Below are 20,265 nucleotides of genomic sequence, written 5' to 3' on the forward strand. Positions count from 1 at the left end.
CACTCGCTGGCGCTCGTTCCTCAATCAACGGGTGGGCTAGGAGCCGATCGCTTGGTACGCAGCGAAGAGCAGTGAGCTGTCCGGCCCCTCGAGAACCGTCGGCTTGCCGATGTCATCGAGCACGATGAAGCGCAACATGCCGCTTCGGGTCTTCTTGTCGCGCTGCATCGTCGCCAGCAGCGTCTTCCAACGGCCGACAGGGTAGGTCGTGGGAAGTGTCAGCGATTCCAGGATGGAGCGGTGACGGTCGACGACCTCGACGGGCAGCCGCCCGGTGAGGCTCGCCAGCTCAGCGGCGAACATCATGCCGACGGCGACAGCCGCGCCATGACGCCAGCCGTATCGCTCTGCGTGCTCGACCGCGTGGCCCAGCGTATGTCCATAGTTCAGAATTTCGCGGAGGCCGGCCTCCTTGAAGTCGACACCGACGACGCGGGCCTTCATCTCGATGGACAGCTCGACGACACGACGGAACTCGGCAGTTGTGGGATCCGTCGCGGTGTCGACATCCGCTTCAATGATGTCGAGGATCTCAGGAACCTGGATGAACCCGGCCTTCACGATCTCAGCGAAGCCGGCCAGGATCTCATTGCGCGGCAGGTCGTTCAGGGTGTCGAGGTCGCAGATCACGGCGGTCGGAGCGTAGAAAGTTCCGACGAGGTTCTTGCCCTCAGCTGTATTGATGGCGGTCTTGCCACCGACGGCAGCGTCGACCATGCCGAGCACGCTCGTCGGGAGCTGCACCAGACGAACCCCGCGCAACCACGTCGACGCAACAAACCCGGCGAGGTCGGTGACGGCACCGCCGCCGAAACCGATGACGGCATCCGTTCGGGAGAAATCGGCCTGGCCCATGACCTGCCAGCAGAACGCGGCGACCTCGACGCGCTTGGCGGCTTCGGCGTCTGGCACCTCTGCGATGAGTACTTCGTACTTACCGAGCAGACTCTCACGCAGCGCGACGGCTCGAGCGCCGAGCGTTGACGTGTGCACGATCAACACCTTCTTGACGCCGTCGCCCAGCTGCTCTGCCACGCTCTCTGCCAGGAGTCCCCTCCCAACGAATACGGGGTAGCTGTCCTGACCGCTCACGGTGATGACGGTGGTGTCTGTCTCAGTCACAATTTCCCTCTAACCCAGGCCGCGATATCGTCGGCGATGGCGTCGATGTCCCGATTGGACGTGTCGATATGGATGGTGGCCAGCTCTTCATACGTTGAGCGGCGTTCGTCGTAGATGCGCTGCCAGTCGTCGAGTCCGTTCTTCAGCAGCGGGCGCTTGCCGCCACCGAGACGAGACTTCACCGAATCGGCGTCGACGGACAGGTAGACGACCACAGCGTCGGCCAGCAGCTCACGCGTTGCCGGGTGCAGCACTCCCCCGCCGCCGATCGAGACAATCGCATCGGACTGCAGCGCTCTGGCGATGACGTCGGCTTCCAGCTGACGAAAATGCGCTTCGCCACTCGTCGCGAAGATGTCGGAGATCGGTCCGTGCTGTTCCACGATCACCGCATCGGTGTCGATGAACTCCAGCCCGAGCTCCTGGGCGACCTGGTGCCCGATCCTGCTCTTTCCCGCCGCCATCGGCCCGATGAACACCACCGGCGCTACTGACGACGAGCCAGCCATACGGAGTCTGCCGTCACTCACTATCGGTGGTCACTCAACGTCAGCGACGCCCTGGCCCTCAAAGTCAGCGACGCTCTGGCCGCGGGTCTTGAGGTTCTCCGGGATGTGCGCGAGGTAGGACTCGAGGTTGCGCTTGGTCTCGCCGACAGAGTCGCCGCCGAACTTCTCCAGCACCGAGTTCGCCAGCACGAGTGCGACCATGGCCTCTGCCACCACTCCAGCTGCCGGAACCGCACAGACGTCAGAGCGCTGGTGGTGAGCGGATGCCGCATCGCCGGTAGCAACGTCGACAGTGCGCAGCGAATGGGGCACAGTCGCGATCGGCTTCATGCCAGCGCGAACACGAAGCACGGTGCCCGTGCTCATACCGCCCTCTGTACCGCCGGCCTTGTCGCTGGAGCGCGTGATGCCATCCGTCGACTGGAAGAGTTCGTCGTGGGCCTCTGAGCCGCGGCGAGTGGTGGTGAGGAAGCCGTCGCCGACCTCAACTCCCTTGATCGCCTGGATGCCCATGAGAGCGGCAGACAGCTGCGAGTCGAGGCGGCGGTCCCAATGCACGAACGAGCCGAGTCCTGGGGGGAGGTTGTATGCGAGCACCTCGACGACGCCGCCGAGGGTGTCGCCGTCCTTGTGCGCGGCATCCACTTCGGCCACCATCAACGCGGAGGTTGCGGGGTCGAAGCAGCGCAGCGGATCGGCGTCGAGCAGGTCGACATCGCTCGGAACGGGCAGCGGCGAGCCTTCAGGTACGCGAACGGGTCCGATCGACAGCGTGTGGCTGACCAGCGTGACGTCGAGTTCGGCGAGGAAGGCGCGAGCGAGCGCGCCGAGAGCGACGCGCGCTGCCGTCTCACGGGCGCTGGCGCGCTCCAGAACGGGCCTGGCCTCATCGAAGTCGTACTTCTGCATGCCGACGAGGTCGGCGTGGCCTGGACGCGGACGCGTCAACGGAGCGCCGCGACCGCGCACCAACGTGCTTGGGTCGACAGGCTCAGGGCTCATCACCTCTGACCACTTGGGCCATTCAGTGTTGCCGATCCGCACAGCGACGGGGCCGCCCAGGGTGAGTCCGTGGCGCACGCCGCCGGAGATGTTCAACTCATCCTGTTCGAATTTCATGCGCGCACCCCGCCCATAGCCGAGTTTACGGCGCGCTAAATCGAGACGGATCGCATCAAGAGTGACCGGGATTCCAGCGGGCAAACCCTCGACAATAGCGATGAGTTCGGGGCCGTGGGACTCTCCGGCGGTGAGCCAACGAAGCATGCTCCCTATTCTGGCATGCCGCTAGACCAGAGCTTCGCGCATGGCGGCCAGAACAGCCTCTTCGCCCTGCAGCGCAGCGAACGGATCACCAGAAACAAAGATGCGTACCTGGATCAACGCCTGGTGCAACAGCATGCCGAGACCCGAGGTCACCTGGCCGCCTGCAGCGCTCCACGTCTGGGCCAGTGCGCTCGGCCACGGCGAGTATGCGACATCGAACAGCGGAACGCTGCTGCGGAATTCAGCGCTGAAGATGTCACCTACATCCGTGCCTCCAGGCAGCGTACTGATGACGACAGAGGGAACAACACCGGCGAACGCGCCTGGCGTCGGGGGCACAGCGCCGTCAAGCCGGGCACCGGATGCCGCAGCCGACAATTCGGAGACAGCCACCACGAGCCCGAGGGCACGGCCCAGAGCCACGAGACCTGCGGCCTTCGACGGCGTCCGCACCAGCACCTCGACCGATTCGGCACCCAGTTCTGCTGCGGAGACCAGCGCCGAGGATGCCGTCGCCCCAGCCCCGAGAATCATCACGTGGGAGGCGGTGGCGACACCGGCTTCAGCCAGCGCACGAACCAGCCCCGTGACATCCGTGTTGAATCCAGACAACGTGCGATTTCCGTTGACGTCGCCGAAGACCACAGTATTCGCCGCGCCGGTCAACTCTGCGACCCGCGACAGGTCGGTGACCAGCGGAAAGACCTCATGCTTGAGCGGCATGGTGAGCGAAAGCCCCCGCCACTCAGGGCCACGGCTGGCGATGAAGTCAGCGAGTTCCCCAGACCGCACCTCGATCGCTTCATACTCCCAGTCCAGACCGAGCACCCGATAGGCGGCGGCATGCAGCGCAGGTGACTGGGAATGGGCAATCGGCGAGCCGAGGACCGCGAGGCGGTTAGCCATACTCTGGGTGTTCATCCATCCAAGCTAACCACTTCGCCACTGCGGCGTCATGTTCTTCGACGGTCGCAGAGAAGATCGTCTCGCCGGTGTCGAGATTCCAGGTCACGAAGAACAGCCACGGACCGTCTGCAGGGTGCACAGCAGCGTCGATGGCCAGGTCGCCTGGATTCGAGATCGGGCCAATGGGGAGACCGGGGTGAACGTACGTGTTGTACGCGTTGTTCGCGTCGGCGCGCTCAGCATCTGTCGTGGTGACCAGGTGCGTGTTGCCCGTGCCGTACGCGACTGTCGCGTCCGATTGCAGGAGCCCACTAGGCCAGAGAGCAGGTTCGAGTCGATTCAGGAACACCCGGGAAACCTTGTAGTAGTCGTCCTTGAGCCCCGCTTCACGCTGGATCAGCGACGCAAGAACGATCGTCTTCCAGCGATCCGCCGGCGCGACGCCAGCCTCGTCGAGAGCCTGGAACTGACGGTTGACCATGGTCTGCAGCGCGTCATGCGCGCTCGTTCCCGGATCGAACGTGTAAGTGGCGGGGAAGAGGAATCCCTCTAGCTGGGTCGCTTCAGCCGGAAGCCCGAATGAGGCAACGTCGGCTGCGGCGGCCTCGACGTCAGCGATGGGAATCTCGAGAGTCTCCGACAACGACTGCAGGACATCGGCCTCTGGCAGGCCCTCCTGCACCAGGACGGTGTTCTCCATCTTGTTGTCCGGGTTCTGAATGGCCTTCAGCGCCGCTGCAGCACTCATCTGGGTCTTTAGCTGGTAGGCACCTGGCTGAAAGACCAGAGCCGGCTCCTCTGCCAACAAGAGGTCGTAGAAGGCGTCGAAGCTCTTGACGACATCGGCCGCCACGAGGCTGTCGGCGAGGTCGCTGCCGCTGTCGCCGTCATGGATCACGACAATCACGTCGTCAACGCCGGCCCCCGTGTAGTCCTCAGGGCCCTGCGTCGCGGCGATCAGCTGGCTGATCGGTCCCTGCAATGCGAAGGCCGCCACCGCGCCAAGCGCAACGAGGACGATGAGCACGATCATGCAGCCCCACAGGCCCTTGCGCTTCTTCTTTTCCCGCGGTGGCTCGGTGTCCAGCTGGGCACGGCGGCTTGACCGGCTGCCGACACGCGGCGGCGTCTCATACTCCGTGAGTCCAAGCGCTTCGGACGGAGTCAGTGACCCCCGCTCGACGCTGGGCGCTGGCAGATGAGTGCCGGCCGAGTGGTGGACAGACCCAGGGTGCGGATCGGCGGGCGGGTGGATCGTGTGTGGCTTCGAATCGCGACCGGAGGCTCCCCCGAGAAATTCGCCCCAGTTGAAGGTGTCTGCAGACGCCGCTGGCGTCGGCTCACCAATCGGGTCTGCAACCATCCCCGCCAGCGTGCCGGCGTCTGGCGCCGGTGGCGCGCTCTCCTCCGCGACATTCGGCACCGGCGCTGGTGCGTCAGTCTTGCCTAGCGCGCGTGCAGCCGTTGGCTGGGCAGTCGCAGCATCTGGAGTAGTCGGGGTGGCCGCAGCATCCGGGGTTGCCGCTGCGGGCATGCCTGCCCCACCGTTACCGGCGTCCTCCACCACGGCATCCGTGACACCGCCCTCAGCGGCCAGTCTGGCCGCGCGGCGCGATCGGCGCGTTGGGGTGGGATTCTGCTCAGAATCGGAGGGGAGAATTGGCAAGCTACAACGGCCTTTCTGACTGTTCTACGGGCGAGCCTGGCGGCTTTCCAGAGGCACGCTCCGTGTCAAGTGCGTGTTGCAGAATGATAGTCGCGGCAACCTGATCGATTACCGGGCGCTGTGTCTTGGCCTTGCGGCCAGAGGCCCGCAGCGCTGATTGAGCGGATACCGTCGACAACCGTTCGTCTACGAGCCGCACGGGCGCCTCCACAGACCGCGACAGGGCCGCCGCGAACTCAACGGCATCGTTCGTCGACGCCGTGTGAGCGCCGGACAGTGCCAGTGGCAACCCGACGACAACCTCAATCGGTTCAAGCTCGAGACAAATGGCCGCGATGCGGGCGAAGTCGGTGACTCCCCCCGCATCCCTGGCTACGGTTTCGACCGGGGTGGCCAGCATCCCGTGGGCGTCACTTCTCGCAACACCCACGCGGGCTTTGCCCACATCGATTCCCAGCCGAACACCGTGACGCATCGGACTAACGTGCCACAGCAGTGCGCACAGCGTCAAGCGCTGCGCTGATTGCACTCACATCGGTGCCACCGCCCTGGGCCAGGTCATCCTTGCCGCCACCGCCGCCGCCGAGGACTCCGGCGGCCACCTTTGCCAGTGCGCCTGCGCGCTGGCCGTGGTCGCGAGCGGCCTGGTTCGTCGCCACGATCACGACAGGCTTGTCGCCCACCGTCGCCGCGAGAGCGATGACAGCAGCCTCACTGCCCAGTCGTTCCCGCGTTGCCGTGACGAGCATCCGCACGTCGTCGGCCGAGTTCAGCGTGCCGAGGTCCTGTGTGACGAGGTGCAGGTCGCCGACCCGTGATGCGGCGGCGACGAGAGCAGGAACCTTGTCGGTCAGCGCGCGAGCCTCGAACGCGGCGATCTTCTTCTCAGCGGCCTTGAGATTCTGCACCAGGTCACTGATGCGCTCAGGCAGCTGTTCGCGTGGCGTCTTCAGGTTCGACGTGAGCTGCGACACGATCGCGCGCTCTGCAGCGAGGTCCTTGAACGCTTCAAGACCGACGAGCGACTCGACGCGTCGGTTGGTTGACCCAACGGATGCCTCACTCACCAGGTTGATCATGCCGATTTCCGCGCTGGTTGCCACGTGGGTACCCGCGCAGAGTTCGCGAGACCACGGTCCGCCGATGTCAACGACACGAACGCGGTCGCCGTACTTCTCACCGAACAGGGCCATGGCACCGAGCGCCTTGGCCTCAGCCAGCGGAAGTTCACGCGTGACGACCTCGAGGTTGTCACGAATCGCGTTGTTCGAGATCTCTTCGATCTCGCTGCGCGTGGCCGGCGAGAGCGCCTGGTTCCAGGAGAAGTCGAGGCGGAAGAAGCCGGCCTTGTTGTACGAACCTGACTGGTGCGCATTCGGGCCGAGGACCTGGCGCAGCGCAGCGTGCAGGATGTGCGTTCCGGAGTGGGCCTGGCGTGCGCCACGACGCCAGTTCTCGTCGACGATGCTGGTGGCGCTGTCGCCAACGCCAACCTCGCCGGAGCGAACCTGGACCTTGTGGCTGATCAGTCCCTTGACGGGCTTCTGCACGTCGAGGACCTCGAGCTCGTAGCCGGGACCGACGATGAGGCCGGCGTCGGCCTCCTGTCCACCTGACTCCGCGTAGAGCGCGGTCTCCGCGAGGATTACTTCGGCGATCTGGCCGGACACCGCGCTGGATACCGACTGTCCGTCGACGATAAGGCCGAGCACGCTCGACTCCGTCTGCAGTTCTTCGTAGCCGGTGAAGAGCGTTTCTCCAGCGGCGCGGAAGGCGCTGTACACCGAGAGGTCGGCGAGGTGCGTCTTCTTGGCCTTGGCGTCGGCCTTGGCCATGGCGCGCTGCTTGGCCATCAGGCCGTTGAATGCCTCACGATCAACCTTGAGGCCTGCCTCTTCGGCCATCTCGAGAGTGATCTCGATGGGGAAGCCGTAGGTGTCGTGCAGCAGGAACGCGGTGTCGCCGGCCAGCTCGGTCTTCTGAGCTTCCTTCGTCTTGGCCACGGCCAGATCGAGCACGCTTGAGCCGCTGGCGAGCGTGCGCAGGAATGTCTCTTCCTCTGCGTACGCGGCCTGGCTGATGCGGCCGTAGTCTGCCGAGACCTCCGGGTACGCGGCGCTCATGGCATCGCGAGACGCGGGGAACAGCTCGGGGAAGGTTGCCTCTTCAACGCCGAGGAGGCGCATGGCACGCACGCTGCGGCGCATCAGGCGGCGCAGGATGTAGCCGCGACCCTCGTTGGACGGCATGACGCCGTCGCTCATCAGCATCAGCGATGAACGCACGTGGTCTGCGACGATGCGCATGCGCACGTCATCACCGTGGTCAGCGCCGTAGCGACGGCCCGAGAGCTCGGCTGCACGGTCGAGGACGGGGCGAACCTGGTCGATCTCGTACATGTTCTCGACGCCCTGCTTGAGGAACGCGACGCGCTCCATGCCCATGCCGGTGTCGATGTTCTTCTTGGGCAGGTCGCCGAGGATCTCGAAGTCGTTCTTGCCGGTGCCTTCTCCGCGCAGGTACTGCATGAAGACGAGGTTCCAAATTTCGACGTAGCGGTCGTCATCCGTTGCCGGACCACCGTCGATGCCGTATGACGGGCCACGGTCGAAGAAGATCTCTGAACAGGGGCCTGCGGGGCCAGGCTGACCGGTCGACCAGTAGTTGGTGTCCATGCCGAGGCGCTGGATACGGTTCTCCGGCAGGCCGAGCTTCCGCCAGTGGGCGAACGCGTCGTCGTCGTCGTCGTAAACGGTGACCCAGAGGTCCTTCTCAGCGAAGCCGTAGCCACCGGCGCCTTCAGCGCTCGTGAGCAGCTCCCAGGCGTATTCGATCGCCTGTTCCTTGAAGTAGTCACCGAAGGAGAAGTTTCCGGCCATCTGGAAGAACGTGCCGTGGCGCGGCGTCTTCCCGACCTCTTCGATGTCGTTCGTACGGATGCACTTCTGCACACTCGTTGCGCGCGGGTACGGCGCCGGAACCAATCCGGTGAGGTATGGCACGAACGGCACCATGCCTGCAACGGTGAAGAGAAGTGAGGGGTCGTCGCTCACCAGGGAGGCGGACGGGACGACGGTGTGTCCACGATCAGCGAAGAAGTCGAGCCAGCGCCCGCGAATGTCAGCAGTCTGCAATGTATTCCGTAGTTCAGAGGGAGGGATGGTGAGTGGAGCTAGTTGGCGCCGGTGCTAGTTGGCGCCCGAGGTCGGCGTGGTCAGAGCGTCGGAATCGTCACCGAGGGCAGAACGCAATTCTGCCTCACGCTGCCGGTATCCGTCTGAGAGCGCCTCACCGAATTCACGCGCCTTGGTGTCGAGCTCGGAGAAGAATGCGTTGCCCTGCTGGGTCTTGTTGAGCTGGTGTGCGGCGGCGAATCCGGCGCCGACACCCACAACAAACCAGATGAAGTTCTTCATGACGATGCTCCCTGACGTGTGTTGGTATGGAATCAAGAGTAGTGGCAGAGCTACGAACGCTGCCGAGACCTGGCCGGGCGTCCGACGCCGAAGGCCGCGCGAACGCCTGCAGAGAAACCTGCCAGCTTGATGAGCGGGCCGCCAACCGTGGCTGCGAAGAGCGCGACGAGAGCGGATACGTTTCCCGTCACGTCAGCGACATTGCTGGTGATGGTGTCGACCCTGGCCAATTGCTTGTTGGTCTCTTTGATCGTGGTGGTGGTCTCTTCGAGCAATGGCGAGATGTTGTCGCTCATGTCACGAATCATCGTGGTGGTCTCGTCGAACACTCGGCCGAGCTTCAGCAGCGGAACGGCCAGGAATGCCACGAGTACCGCGAATACCCCGGCAGCGATCAGCCCGGCGATATCTCCACCCTCCATCAGCAACACCTTTCATTCCGGTTTCGGAATACATCGCTTGCGCCATGCACCAAAAGCAAAGGGCGGATCATCCAATGGATGATCCGCCCTCCAGCGTAGTTCAGAAACTACCGCTCATGCGTGACTAGCGTGCTGCGTAGTACTCAACGACGAGCTGGACTTCACAGGTCACGGGGACCTCTGCACGCTTCGGGCGGCGCACGAGGCGAACCTGAAGCTTGTCGAGCTCGGCCTCAAGGTAGACCGGAAGCTTCGGCAGAACATCGACGTGACCGCCGGCTGCTGCAACCTGGAAGATCTCCATGCTCTCGCTCTTGGGCTTGACGTTGATGACCTGGCCCGGCTTCACACGGAAGGAGGGGCGGTCAACCAGCAGGCCGTCGACGAGGATGTGACGGTGCACAACCATCTGACGAGCCTGTGCGGTCGTACGAGCGATAGCCGCACGCACGAGCAGAGCGTCAAGACGCGTCTCGAGGATCTCAACCAGGTTCTCACCGGTCAGGCCCTGGGTCTTGCGGGCTTCCTGGAACGCAATCTTCAGCTGCGCTTCGCGGATGCCGTACTGGGCACGCAAACGCTGCTTCTCGCGCAGACGAACGGCGTAGTCCGAGTCGGCCTTGCGCTTGGTGCGGCCGTGCTCGCCCGGAGCGTACGGACGCTTTTCGAGGTACTTGGCAGCCTTCGGCGTCAGGGCGATGCCCAGGGCGCGCGACAGGCGGGTCTTGCTACGGGTACGTGACTTGGTAGACACGGTGTCCTTTCAATGGAACTCAAACAGGGAATCCCGGGCGCTGAGAGTTATCAGACACATGCCGGGGAAAGTCAGAGGGGTGTTGCCGCGGGCCGCTCGGCTACAGAGCGAATCCCAACTTTCTGGTTTTAGTCGCAGCCGCACGCTAAAACCAGTAGTAGGCAGCGACCAGACTAACACATCCGCTTCAGAGGCACGGCTTATTCGCCACGCACGATCTTGCGGATTTTCGCGAGGCGCGCAGAGACATCCCGCTCGTTTCCGTGCTCTGTCGGCTCGTAGTACCGCACGTGCTTCAACTCGTCCGGCGGATACTGCTGAGTGAGCACGCCGAGTGAGTCATTGTGGGGGTACTTGTATCCCTTGCCGTGGCCGAGTCGCTTCGCTCCCGCATAGTGCGCGTCACGCAGATGTTTCGGCACCCGGCCGGCCTTGCCAGCCTTGACGTCGGCAATTGCGGCATCGAGCGCCATGTACGCGGAATTCGACTTGGGCGCGGTGGCAAGGTGCACAACGGCCTGCGCCAGCGGAATGCGGCCCTCTGGCATCCCGATCAATTGCACGGCGTCTGCAGCCGCGACCGCGATGACCAGTGCCTGCGGGTCAGCCATGCCGATATCTTCTGAGGCCAGCACGATGATGCGCCTGGCGATGAAGCGGGCGTCTTCGCCTGCCTCGATCATGCGAGCCAGGTAATGCAGCGACGCATCGACATCTGAACCACGCACCGACTTGATGAATGCGCTGATGACGTCGTAGTGCTCGTCGCCGTTGCGGTCGTACCGCAGCAGGGCGCGATCGACGGCCAGTGCGACGATCTCTGTCGTGATGACGGGCTTCGCTATGGGGGGCTTGGCGACAGCACCGGCTGAATCGCCATCGCCATCGTCATCGTCATCGTCATCGTCGTCATCGTCGTCGTTTGGGATGTCGGTCACCGCGAACCCGGCGGCCGCTGAAATAGACGCAGCCTCAAGGGCGGTGAGCGCCCGGCGCGCATCGCCGGAGGCAAGACGGATGATGGTGGCCCTGGCTTCAGGGTCGAGCACGAAACGATCGGCAAGGCCACGCGGATCGACAACGGCGCGGTCAATGACGACACCGAGGTCCTCGTCGCTCAACGTTTCGAGAGTGAGCAGCAGCGACCGGGACAGCAGCGGAGAGATAACGGAGAAAGACGGGTTCTCGGTCGTAGCGGCGACCAGGATGACCACACCGTTCTCAACACCGGGCAGCAGGGCATCCTGCTGCGCCTTCGTGAATCGGTGGATCTCGTCGAGGAAGAGAACCGTCGACAGCCCGTAGAGGTCGCGGCTGGTGCGGGCCTCTTCCATGACGGCACGCACGTCACGCACACCGGCGGAGACCGCGGAGAGTTCAATGAATCGGCGTCCAGAGCTGTGGGCGATCGCCTGGGCCAGCGTGGTCTTGCCTGTTCCCGGCGGGCCCCAGAGGATGACGGAGACAGAACCGCGCTCCCCCGTCTTGTCGCTGGCCAGGCTCACCAGGGGTGAGCCAGGGGTCAGCAGGTGACGCTGGCCGGCGACCTCATCCAGGCTCTTGGGGCGCATACGCACTGCGAGGGGCGTTGCGCCACCGCGCAGCCCTGGTTGAGCATCAGACATACGTCCCACAGTAGTTTGTGCCCCTGACAACACCCGACGAGCAGCAGCAACCCACGCGCGTCGGTTGGCCACATTCGGCCTTGTTGCGTAGAGTTCAACGTGGTCTGAGACTCGCGCGAGCGGGTGAGGCCTCTTTTTGTCTTATCAGCCGATGGCCTGCCATCGACGCTGGCGTCCGGGAGGATCGACGTGGCACCCAGTAATAAGCAAGACCGCGAGGCACGCGAAGCACGGGCGCGCGTCCGGGGGTACCAGGCCAGACGGGCCGTCAACGAGCACCAGCAGAAGCGCCGCACCCGCGACAACGTGCTCGCGGCATCCGCTCTGGTCGTCGTCCTGGTCATCGCCGTCGGCGCCCAGCTCTTCTTCTTTAACGGTGGCCCAGGCACGCCTGAGGCGGAGGCCACCGCCGCGCCGACCCCCAGCGCATCGGCCGCCGCCGGCGAGAACTCCGGCGACGTTCCCTCCGCCGATCTCGCAGAGGACCGCACCTGGACCGGAACGCTGACGCTGAATTCCGTGCCACTCGGCATCGAACTCGATGGCGCCGCAGCACCGCAGGCCGTCTCATCGGCGATCAGCCTCATTCAGAACGGCTTCTACCAGGATGTGTCCTGCCACCGCCTGACCACCGGCGGTTTCTTCGTGCTGCAGTGCGGCGACCCGACAGGCGACGGCACCGGCGGCCCCGGTTACAGCTACGGCCCCGTCGAGAACGCACCTACCGATGACGTCTACCCGGCCGGCACCATTGCCATGGCGCGCCAGGGCGGCAACGGCTACAGCAACGGCAGCCAGTTCTTCATCGTCTACGACGACACCACCATTCCCGCTGACGCAGCTGGCGGTTACAGTGTGATCGGAAAAGTCACCAGCGGTCTTGACCAGCTGAAGGCAGACATCACGGATGCCGGCGTCGAAGGCGGTGCCACTGATGGCGCTCCGGCCGTTCCGACGACAATCACCGCGGTCACCATTCAGTAACAACTGCTCACGCAGCATCTTTTACGCAACATCGGCATACGCAGCATCAGGTTCCACAACCAGACGTGCAATAGGCTGGTGCCGTTATTCATCGTTCGCGAGAACGCAACTACATCAGCAAGGTGAGGCTCTTGACTACGACAGATCAGCAACCATGGGGTCGCGTAGACGAAACCGGCACGGTTTACGTGCGCGAGGCATCCGGAGAACGGGCCGTCGGCCAGTACCCGGACGGTACTCCTGAGGAGGCTCTCGCGTACTTCGAACGCAAGTACGTGGAGCTCAACGGACAGGTGACCCTGCTTGAGCAGCGCGCCCGTGGCGGAGCTCCGGCAGCGGACATCGCCAAAGCCGTCGCGCACCTGCAGGAGACCGTCGCAACCGCGAACGCCGTTGGGAACCTCGCCGCACTCGTCGAACGCCTCGGCGCACTCGGCGGTACCGTCAATGAGCTCACCGAGCAGCAGAGCGCAGAAGCAAAGGCAGCAACAGCAGCTGCTGTCGCTGAGCGCACCGAGATCGTCGAGCAGGCAGAACGCCTCGCAGCCGAAGACCCCGCGAAGACGCAGTGGAAGCAGGCCAGCGCCGCCCTGGACGCCCTCTTCGCCAAGTGGCAGGCACACCAGCACGACGCACCGCGCATTCCGAAGAGCGAGGCGAACGAGCTGTGGAAGCGATTCCGCGCGGCCCGCACCACCATCGAGCAGAACAGGAAGGCCTTCTTCGCCGACCTCGACAGCACCCACCGCGACGTTCGCAACCGCAAGCAGCAGCTCATCAGCCAGGTCGAGGCGCTCGCGCCGCGCGGCGCTGACGGCATCCCTGCCTACCGCGAACTCCTGGAGGAGTGGAAGCTCGCCGGACGCTCCGGCAAGAAGCAGGACGACGCCATGTGGGCCAAGTTCAAGGCAGCTGGCGATGTGCTGTTCGCCGCAAAGTCTGAGGTCGACGCACTCGACAACGAAGAATTCGCCGGCAACCTCGAAGAGAAGCTCGCCCTGCTCACCGAGGCCGAACTCATTCTTGGCGAGAAGGACCGCAACAAGGCACGCGCCGCACTGACGTCGATCCAGCGCCGCTGGGACGCAATCGGCAAGGTTCCGCGCGACCAGGTCAAGCCCATCGAAGAGCGCCTGCGCAAGGTGGAATCCGCCGTGCGCACGCTCGACGAAGACCACTGGAAGCGCAACAACCCAGAGACCAAGGCTCGCGCCGAAGGACTCGCCGGCCAGCTGCACGACGCCATTGCGAAGCTCGAGACTGAGCTCGCAGAGGCAGAGGCCAGCAAGGATCCTGCTGCAATCAAGGCCGCCAAGGAAGCACTTGAGACCAAGCAGTCCTGGCTGAAGGCCATCGGCCAGTAAGCCCAGAAGCCCAGTAAGCAGAGCCACCCGCTCGACACCGGCCCCGCTGTGGATACGCGCTCATGCGCTATGCACAGCGGGGCCGGTTCGTTTCCTCTCCACAGATACCATCCCGCGTGACCCGCGAAGACGTGATGCGCAGAGTCTTGCCCGATGACTCATCGTCTCGGAAACGTACTCTCCACCAGTGACCTGCCCCTGGCCGAACTCTGCAGCGCCAGGCTCGACGGCGAACTCTACGCGCTCGGTGACGGCTGGTGTCCCGTCGACCAACCCGGGTCTCCCCTGGCCCGCGCAGAGGTCGCCGCCATGCTGGTGCCGACAGGGGTGATCGCCGATCGGCTGACGGCCGCGTGGATCTTCGGCGCCGGCCCAGAGCCCCACCCTCACCAGTTCTGCGTGGACACCGCTGCGCGCCTGCACGTGCCGCTCTCGACGCGGTTTCGGCTGCGGGAGGCGCGCAACATCGCTCATGACACACAGCTGCTTGGCGGCATGCCCGTCACGACAGCGCAGCGAACGGTCGTCGACCTGGCCAGAACGCCCGGAGAACCGGACGAATTCGTGCCGGTGCTGGCTGCGCTCCTCGACCTGTTCCCAGAGCTCTCGACAGACATCCTCGCGAGGCATCCGCTGCTCGCCAACGGTCGACAGTTCGCTGGCCTGGCCTGGAAACGAATCGGCCAGGCCAGAACCCGCAATGCGGCTTTAGCCGTCGCTCACCCTGTACACGTCGTAGACAGCGTCGATGCGCCTCACGGCGTTCAGTACCCGGTCGAGGTGGGTGGTGTCCCCCATCTCGAATACGAACCGGCTGAGCGCCAACCTGTTGCTTGAGGTGTTGACCGTCGCAGACAAGATGTTGACGTGGTGCTCAGACAAGACGCGCGTGACGTCGGAGAGCAGCCCTGAACGGTCAAGCGCCTCGATCTGGATCTGAACCATGAAGAGGCTCTTCGATGTGGGAGCCCACTCGACCTCGATCATCCGGTCTGGTTCTTTTAGGAGAGACGAGACGTTGTGGCACGACGCCTGATGCACGGACACTCCAGAGCCCCTGGTGATGAATCCAACGATCTTGTCGCCGGGAACCGGGGTGCAGCAGCGTGCCAGTTTGACCAGGATGTCTGGGGCGCCGCGCACGAGCACGCCTGAGTCGCTGTTGCGCAGCGTCTGGGTGCGTCCGCTCGCCGCGATGGGGAAGTCAGCGCCTTCTGCCTCATCGACGTTCTGCAACGTCGACACGACCTTCTCGAGCACAGACTGCGTTGAGACATGGCCCTCGCCGACAGCCGCATAGAGCGCTGAGACGTCTTCGTACTTCATCAACGCCGCGACCTCGGCGAAGGAATCCTGGTTCATCAGCTTCTGCAACGGCAGGTTCTGCTTGCGCATTGCGCGTGCAATGGCATCCCTGCCCTGCTCGATGGCTTCGTCGCGACGTTCCTTGGTGAACCACTGGCGAATCTTGTTTCGCGCCCTGGGGCTCTTGACGAAGTTCAGCCAGTCTTTGCTGGGGCCGGAGTCGGGGTTCTTCGAGGTGAAGACCTCAACGACATCGCCGGTGTTGAGCGTGCTCTCCAGCGGAACGAGACGGCCATTGACCTTCGATCCCATGGTGCGGTGGCCGACTTCGGTGTGCACGGCATATGCGAAGTCAACGGGAGTTGCGCCGGCGGGGAGGCCGATGACCCTGCCCTTCGGTGTGAAGACGTAGACCTCTTTGGCGCCGATCTCATAGCGCAGCGAGTCGAGGAATTCGTTCGGGTCGCTCGTCTCCGCCTGCCAGTCGGAGATGTGCGCCAGCCATGCCATGTCGGTGTCGCTCTTCGGACCGAGTCCGCTTGACTTGCCTGCGACCTGCTCCTTGTACTTCCAGTGAGCCGCGACACCGAATTCGGCGCGCTGGTGCATCTCCTGGGTACGAATCTGGATCTCAACAGGGCGACCACTCGGGCCGAGCACCGTTGTGTGCAGTGACTGGTACAGGTTGAACTTCGGGGTGGCGATGTAGTCCTTGAACCGGCCGGGCAGCGGTGTCCACCTGGCGTGAATCGCGCCAAGCACCGCGTAGCAGTCCCGCACCGAGTTGACGAGCACACGGATGCCGACCAGGTCGTAGATCTCGTCGAACTCGCGTCCGCGCAGCACCATCTTCTGGTAGATCGAGTAGTACTGCTTCGGGCGCCCAGCGACCTTGCCGCGGATGCGCGATGCCTTCAGGTCGTCGTTGATCGCATCGATGACCTGCTGCACGAATTCCTCGCGCTGCGGAGTGCGCTGCTTGACCAGGCTCTCGATCTCGGCGTAGAGCTTCGGATACAGCACCGCGAATGAGAGGTCTTCGAGCTCCCACTTGATGGTCTGGATGCCGAGACGGTGCGCGAGCGGCGCGTAAATCTCGAGGGTCTCCGTCGCTTTGCGAGCGGCAGACTCTGCGGGGACGAATCCCCAGGTGCGCGCGTTGTGCAGGCGGTCGGCCAGCTTGATGATGAGCACGCGGATGTCCTTGGACATCGCCACGATCATCTTGCGGACAGTCTCTGCCTGCGTGCTGTCGCCGTACTTGACCTTGTCGAGCTTCGTGACGCCGTCAACCAGCATGGCGATCTCGTCACCGAAATCAGATCGCAGCTGGTCGAGTGTATATGCCGTGTCTTCGACGGTGTCGTGCAGCAGCGCGGCGGCAATGGTCTTCGGACCGATGCCGAGGTCGGCCAGGATCTGGGCGACAGCGATCGGATGGGTAATGTATGGTTCACCGCTCCGGCGCTTCTGGCCGTCGTGCGCGCGCTCCGCAGCAACGTGCGCGCGTTCAACGATGGCGAGATCGGCCTTCGGGTGGTGCATCCGAACGGTCTTCAACAGGGTGTCGACGGCACCGGCCGGTTGTGCCCTGGAGAAAATGCGTGGTACCAGGCGACGGAGTGACGCGGCAGACGGGGCCGAAGTCTCGGTCATGATCTACCCTCGTTCTTGTTGGCCCCCGCCGTACAAATCATGACGCCGGATCCGACGTCACGCTGACACATAGTGCCACACACTCAATTATCGCTGGTCTCGCTGACAACATCCCCACCAGCGGATACCCACGCCACAATGCCGCCCTCGACGTTCCGGGCAGCGTAGTCAGCCTGCACCAGCGCGTCGGTCACCATGCGGGATCGTCCACCGGAGTGGCACATCACCAGGATGGTACGGTCAGCAGGAATCTCATCCTGGCGTCCACCCAATTCCGCCATCGGAATGTGGTGGGCGTGGCCTGCATGGCCGCCCTCCCACTCTGAGTCCTCGCGAACGTCGAGAAGCCAGGCCTCCCCCGAAGCAATCAGACGGATGGCATCCGCTGCGTCGACCGACGTTGAACCGTCGGCCGACGCACCATGAATCGGGCTCATACGCCAGCTTCCACTGCCGTGACGTTGGCACGCTCGCGGGCGGCGATGACCTTCTTGTCGCGCTTCTGGATCTCCGGCTCGCGCTCGCGCAGCTGGGCGTAGAGCGGCGATGCAATGAAGATCGTCGAGTATGCGCCGACGAGCATTCCGATCAGGAGGGCGAGCGAGATGTCCCGCAGCGTACCTGCTCCGAGCACGAACGCACCGATGAAGAGGATCGAGGCCACTGGCAGTGCGGCGACAACCGACGTATTGATCGAGCGCACCAGGGTCTGGTTGACAGCGAGGTTGACCGATTCGCCGAAGGTACGGCGCGCTTCGAGCCCGTCGCTGCTGGTGTTCTCGCGGATCTTGTCGAACACCACCACGGTGTCATACAGCGAGTAGCCGAGGATCGTCAAGAAGCCGATGACAGCCGCCGGCGTTACCTCGAACCCGGTGATCCCGTAGAAGCCGGCAGTGATCACAAGGTCGTGCACCAGCGCGATCATGGCCGCAAGAGACATCTTCCATGTGCGGAAGTACAGCGCCATCACAACGGCAGCGAGGGCCAGGAAGATGAGCAGGCCCCGGATGGCCTGGCCGGTGATGTCAGCACCCCACGACGGTCCGATGAAGGACGATGTGACCTGCTCGGCTGGGACGTCGTACGCCTCTGCGAGGGCAGCAGCAACCTCCCGCGTCTCTTCGCCGGTCATCTGGTCGGTCTGTACCCGAATGGCCGAATCGCTGACCGTCGACACCTTGGGCACAGCGGTCGGCACGACACTGGCGACAGCGTCTTCTGCGATCGACTGGTCCTGGGTACTGACGTCGGATACGACGAACTCTGAGCCGCCGGTGAACTCGATACCGAAGACGAATCCGCCGCGCAGCATCGGGCCGACGATGGCGATGAGGAGCATGACGCCGGCAATGAGATACCAGGTCTTGCGGCGCCCAACGATGTTGAATGAGCGCTTGCCGGTGTGCAGGTCGTTGCCGAACTGGGCGAAACTAGCCATTAGGAGTCCTTCCCCTTGCTCGGCGCATCCGTGTTCTTCGGCGCATCAGTGTTCTTCGGCGCATCAGTGTTCTTCGGCGCATCGGTCTTCGGTGCAGCTGTGGTGTTCGAGGCACCGGAAAGCTCTGCAGCCTTCCGTTCTGCGATGGTCTGCCGCTTGGCAGCCTCTCGACTGGCGGATGCCGCCTTCGCCGGTGAGACAGCGGCGGACGGAGCGAACTGTGCACGACCGCGGTACACCGCGCCCAGTGCGCGCGGGTCGAGCCCACTCAGCTTGTGCCCCTCATTGAAGAACCTGGTCTGTGCGAGCAACTGCAGCATCGGGTGAGTGAAGAGCACCACCACAATGATGTCGACGATCGTGGTGAGGCCGAGGGTCAGGGCGAAGCCCTTCACATTGCCGACAGCGACGATGAACAAAATGGCAGCGGCCAGGAAGTTGACCGTGTCAGACGCCAGGATCGTACGGATCGCTCGCTTCCACCCAGCTTCGACCGAGGACACCAGTCCCCTGCCGTCACGCAGTTCATCTCGCACGCGTTCGAAGTAGAGAATGAAGGAGTCGGCCGTGATACCGATCGCAACGATCAGACCGGCGACACCGGCCAGCGACAGGCGGTAGCCCTCTCGCCACGACAGGATCGTGATGAGCAGGTAGGTGATGACAGCAGCGATCGCGAGCGACGCGACGGTCACAATACCGAGCAAGCGATACTGCATCAGCGAGTACAGCACGACAAGGATCAGGCCGATGAGACCGGCGATGAGGCCGCTTGTGAGCTGCGTTGAGCCCAGGGTCGCCGAGATGGTGTCCTGGCTCTGCACAACGAAGCTGATCGGAAGAGCACCGAACTTCAGCGAGTCAGCGAGGGCCTTTGACGAGTCCTGGTCGAATGAACCGGTGATCTGCGGCTGGCCGTTCGTGATCACGGCCAGGGTGCGCGGAGCCGAGATGACCTTGCCGTCGAGCACGATGGCGAACTGGTTCTGCACACCGGTCAGTCCGCTGAGGCGCGTGGTGACCGTGGCGAACTGCTTGCTGCCTGTGCTGTCGAAGACGATGTTGACGGCCCACTCGCCCGTGGTCGCGCCACTCTGCGTCTGGACCTGGCCGTTGGTGGCGTCTGTGATGTTCTCACCACTCACCTCAACGGGGCCGAGGATGTACTTGATCGACCCATCCTCTTCACAGGTGACGAGCGGCTCGTCGGCGGGGGCGACGTTGGACGTGTCAATAGCGGCACAGTCGAGGGCGTCATACTCCGCCTGCAGGGCTGGCGTGATGTAGTTCAAGTCGCTGGCATCGGTCGGCTTGACGGTCGGCGTGCTCTCGAGGTTCGGGTCAGCAGTCGGTGCTGGTGTCTCCGTCGAGGTGCCGTCGCCGCCGACGCTGGCGTTCGAGGGCTGCCCGGCCGCGAGAACGGGGCGGAATTCAAGCTTCGCCGACGACTGGATGCGGTTAAGCGTCTGTTCATCGGGCGTTCCAGGAATGGAAACGACGATGTTCTGTCCGCCCTGGGTGTTGATCTCCGACTCGGAAACACCCGCAGAGTCAATGCGCTGGCGGATGATCGACACCGCCTGGTTCAGCTGCTCAGAGGAGACAGACTGGCCGGACTCGAGCTTCGGCGCGAGGATGATCTGCGTGCCACCCTCGAGGTCGAGCGCGAGTTTGGGCGTCCATGATCCGCCGCCGGTGAGGACGCCGGCGGTGTTGATAGCGAGCAGGCCGACGATGATCACACCCAGCCAGGTCAGGGAACGCCAGGCCTTTTTGACCGGGGTCGACGACTTTGCCACCTTGAACTCAGCTTTCTATGCTCGTGCCCG

The 20,265-nt window shown here is 63.9% G+C and carries 17 protein-coding genes and 1 pseudogene; 3 read left to right on the forward strand and 15 right to left on the reverse strand.

The features are described from left to right. Positions 1-36: 36 nt before the first annotated feature. From aroB to AC25Z0_RS05915, 11 genes are all read right to left on the reverse strand, one after another. Positions 37-1,122: a 3-dehydroquinate synthase gene (aroB, locus tag AC25Z0_RS05865; RefSeq protein WP_488132583.1), complete on the reverse strand. Its 1,086-nt coding sequence runs from the start codon at positions 1,120-1,122 to the stop codon at positions 37-39. Beyond that, positions 1,119-1,631 carry a shikimate kinase gene (locus AC25Z0_RS05870; protein ID WP_488132584.1) on the reverse strand — a complete coding sequence of 171 codons (513 nt, stop codon included), beginning with the start codon at positions 1,629-1,631 and terminating at the stop codon, positions 1,119-1,121. Before AC25Z0_RS05870 ends, aroB begins: the two co-directional genes overlap by 4 nt. 30 nt (positions 1,632-1,661) lie before the next feature. Further along, on the reverse strand, positions 1,662-2,897 hold the full coding sequence (aroC, locus tag AC25Z0_RS05875) for a chorismate synthase (protein WP_488132585.1): 1,236 nt from the start codon (positions 2,895-2,897) through the stop codon (positions 1,662-1,664). 21 nt (positions 2,898-2,918) lie between these two features. Continuing rightward, positions 2,919-3,818: a shikimate dehydrogenase family protein gene (locus tag AC25Z0_RS05880; protein ID WP_488132586.1), complete on the reverse strand. Its 900-nt coding sequence runs from the start codon at positions 3,816-3,818 to the stop codon at positions 2,919-2,921. Further along, positions 3,796-5,469, reverse strand: coding sequence for an endolytic transglycosylase MltG (gene mltG, locus AC25Z0_RS05885; protein ID WP_488132587.1), 1,674 nt, complete (start codon positions 5,467-5,469; stop codon positions 3,796-3,798). Before mltG ends, AC25Z0_RS05880 begins: the two co-directional genes overlap by 23 nt. 1 nt (position 5,470) lies before the next feature. Further along, positions 5,471-5,944 carry a Holliday junction resolvase RuvX gene (gene ruvX, locus AC25Z0_RS05890; protein WP_488119263.1) on the reverse strand — a complete coding sequence of 158 codons (474 nt, stop codon included), beginning with the start codon at positions 5,942-5,944 and terminating at the stop codon, positions 5,471-5,473. A gap of 4 nt (positions 5,945-5,948) precedes the next feature. Then, a complete protein-coding gene (gene alaS / locus AC25Z0_RS05895; protein ID WP_488132588.1) occupies positions 5,949-8,603 on the reverse strand; it encodes an alanine--tRNA ligase in 2,655 nt (884 codons plus the stop codon). Positions 8,604-8,657: 54 nt separating this feature from the next. Then, the gene (locus tag AC25Z0_RS05900; protein ID WP_488119265.1) at positions 8,658-8,885 is read right to left on the reverse strand and encodes a hypothetical protein; all 228 of its coding nucleotides are present in this window, start codon (positions 8,883-8,885) and stop codon (positions 8,658-8,660) included. Positions 8,886-8,935: 50 nt separating this feature from the next. Continuing rightward, entirely contained in the window at positions 8,936-9,307 is a 372-nt protein-coding gene (locus tag AC25Z0_RS05905) for a DUF948 domain-containing protein (RefSeq protein WP_488119266.1), read from the reverse strand. 124 nt (positions 9,308-9,431) lie between these two features. Further along, positions 9,432-10,061 (reverse strand): 30S ribosomal protein S4, encoded by a 630-nt coding sequence (rpsD, locus tag AC25Z0_RS05910; RefSeq protein ID WP_488119267.1) that lies wholly within the window; start codon positions 10,059-10,061, stop codon positions 9,432-9,434. Positions 10,062-10,261: 200 nt separating this feature from the next. Beyond that, positions 10,262-11,686, reverse strand: coding sequence for a replication-associated recombination protein A (locus AC25Z0_RS05915; RefSeq protein WP_488132589.1), 1,425 nt, complete (start codon positions 11,684-11,686; stop codon positions 10,262-10,264). A 189-nt stretch (positions 11,687-11,875) separates the two neighbouring features. On the opposite strand from AC25Z0_RS05915, the gene AC25Z0_RS05920 reads away from it, so the two are divergent. From AC25Z0_RS05920 to AC25Z0_RS05930, 3 genes and pseudogenes are all read left to right on the forward strand, one after another. Next, positions 11,876-12,670, forward strand: coding sequence for a peptidylprolyl isomerase (locus AC25Z0_RS05920; RefSeq protein WP_488119269.1), 795 nt, complete (start codon positions 11,876-11,878; stop codon positions 12,668-12,670). Positions 12,671-12,801: 131 nt separating this feature from the next. Next, the gene (locus tag AC25Z0_RS05925) at positions 12,802-14,034 is read left to right on the forward strand and encodes a DUF349 domain-containing protein (RefSeq protein WP_488119270.1); all 1,233 of its coding nucleotides are present in this window, start codon (positions 12,802-12,804) and stop codon (positions 14,032-14,034) included. Between the two features lie 309 nt (positions 14,035-14,343). Continuing rightward, positions 14,344-14,649: pseudogene (locus tag AC25Z0_RS05930) on the forward strand (type IV toxin-antitoxin system AbiEi family antitoxin); the annotation flags it as partial. A 93-nt stretch (positions 14,650-14,742) separates the two neighbouring features. On the opposite strand, the gene AC25Z0_RS05935 reads toward AC25Z0_RS05930, so the two are convergent. From AC25Z0_RS05935 to secD, 4 genes are all read right to left on the reverse strand, one after another. Then, positions 14,743-16,995: a RelA/SpoT family protein gene (locus AC25Z0_RS05935; protein WP_488119271.1), complete on the reverse strand. Its 2,253-nt coding sequence runs from the start codon at positions 16,993-16,995 to the stop codon at positions 14,743-14,745. Positions 16,996-17,078: 83 nt separating this feature from the next. Beyond that, positions 17,079-17,432: a rhodanese-like domain-containing protein gene (locus AC25Z0_RS05940; RefSeq protein ID WP_488132590.1), complete on the reverse strand. Its 354-nt coding sequence runs from the start codon at positions 17,430-17,432 to the stop codon at positions 17,079-17,081. Then, positions 17,429-18,436, reverse strand: a complete 1,008-nt coding sequence (gene secF / locus AC25Z0_RS05945) for a protein translocase subunit SecF (RefSeq protein WP_488119273.1) — start codon at positions 18,434-18,436, stop codon at positions 17,429-17,431. Before secF ends, AC25Z0_RS05940 begins: the two co-directional genes overlap by 4 nt. After that, a complete protein-coding gene (secD, locus tag AC25Z0_RS05950) occupies positions 18,436-20,235 on the reverse strand; it encodes a protein translocase subunit SecD (protein WP_488132591.1) in 1,800 nt (599 codons plus the stop codon). Before secD ends, secF begins: the two co-directional genes overlap by 1 nt. Positions 20,236-20,265 lie beyond the last annotated feature (30 nt).

Source organism: Leifsonia sp. Y862, assembly GCF_057669585.1.

Bases quoted from the DNA above. Each gene is read 5' to 3' on its own strand.
- AC25Z0_RS05870 (WP_488132584.1), bottom strand. From the start codon at position 1,631: ATGGCTGGCTCGTCGTCAGTAGCGCCGGTGGTGTTCATCGGGCCGATG.
- aroC (WP_488132585.1), bottom strand. From the start codon at position 2,897: ATGCTTCGTTGGCTCACCGCCGGAGAGTCCCACGGCCCCGAACTCATC.
- AC25Z0_RS05880 (WP_488132586.1), bottom strand. From the start codon at position 3,818: ATGAACACCCAGAGTATGGCTAACCGCCTCGCGGTCCTCGGCTCGCCG.
- ruvX (WP_488119263.1), bottom strand. From the start codon at position 5,944: ATGCGTCACGGTGTTCGGCTGGGAATCGATGTGGGCAAAGCCCGCGTG.
- AC25Z0_RS05900 (WP_488119265.1), bottom strand. From the start codon at position 8,885: ATGAAGAACTTCATCTGGTTTGTTGTGGGTGTCGGCGCCGGATTCGCC.
- AC25Z0_RS05905 (WP_488119266.1), bottom strand. From the start codon at position 9,307: ATGGAGGGTGGAGATATCGCCGGGCTGATCGCTGCCGGGGTATTCGCG.
- AC25Z0_RS05915 (WP_488132589.1), bottom strand. From the start codon at position 11,686: ATGTCTGATGCTCAACCAGGGCTGCGCGGTGGCGCAACGCCCCTCGCA.
- AC25Z0_RS05935 (WP_488119271.1), bottom strand. From the start codon at position 16,995: ATGACCGAGACTTCGGCCCCGTCTGCCGCGTCACTCCGTCGCCTGGTA.
- AC25Z0_RS05940 (WP_488132590.1), bottom strand. From the start codon at position 17,432: ATGAGCCCGATTCATGGTGCGTCGGCCGACGGTTCAACGTCGGTCGAC.
- secF (WP_488119273.1), bottom strand. From the start codon at position 18,436: ATGGCTAGTTTCGCCCAGTTCGGCAACGACCTGCACACCGGCAAGCGC.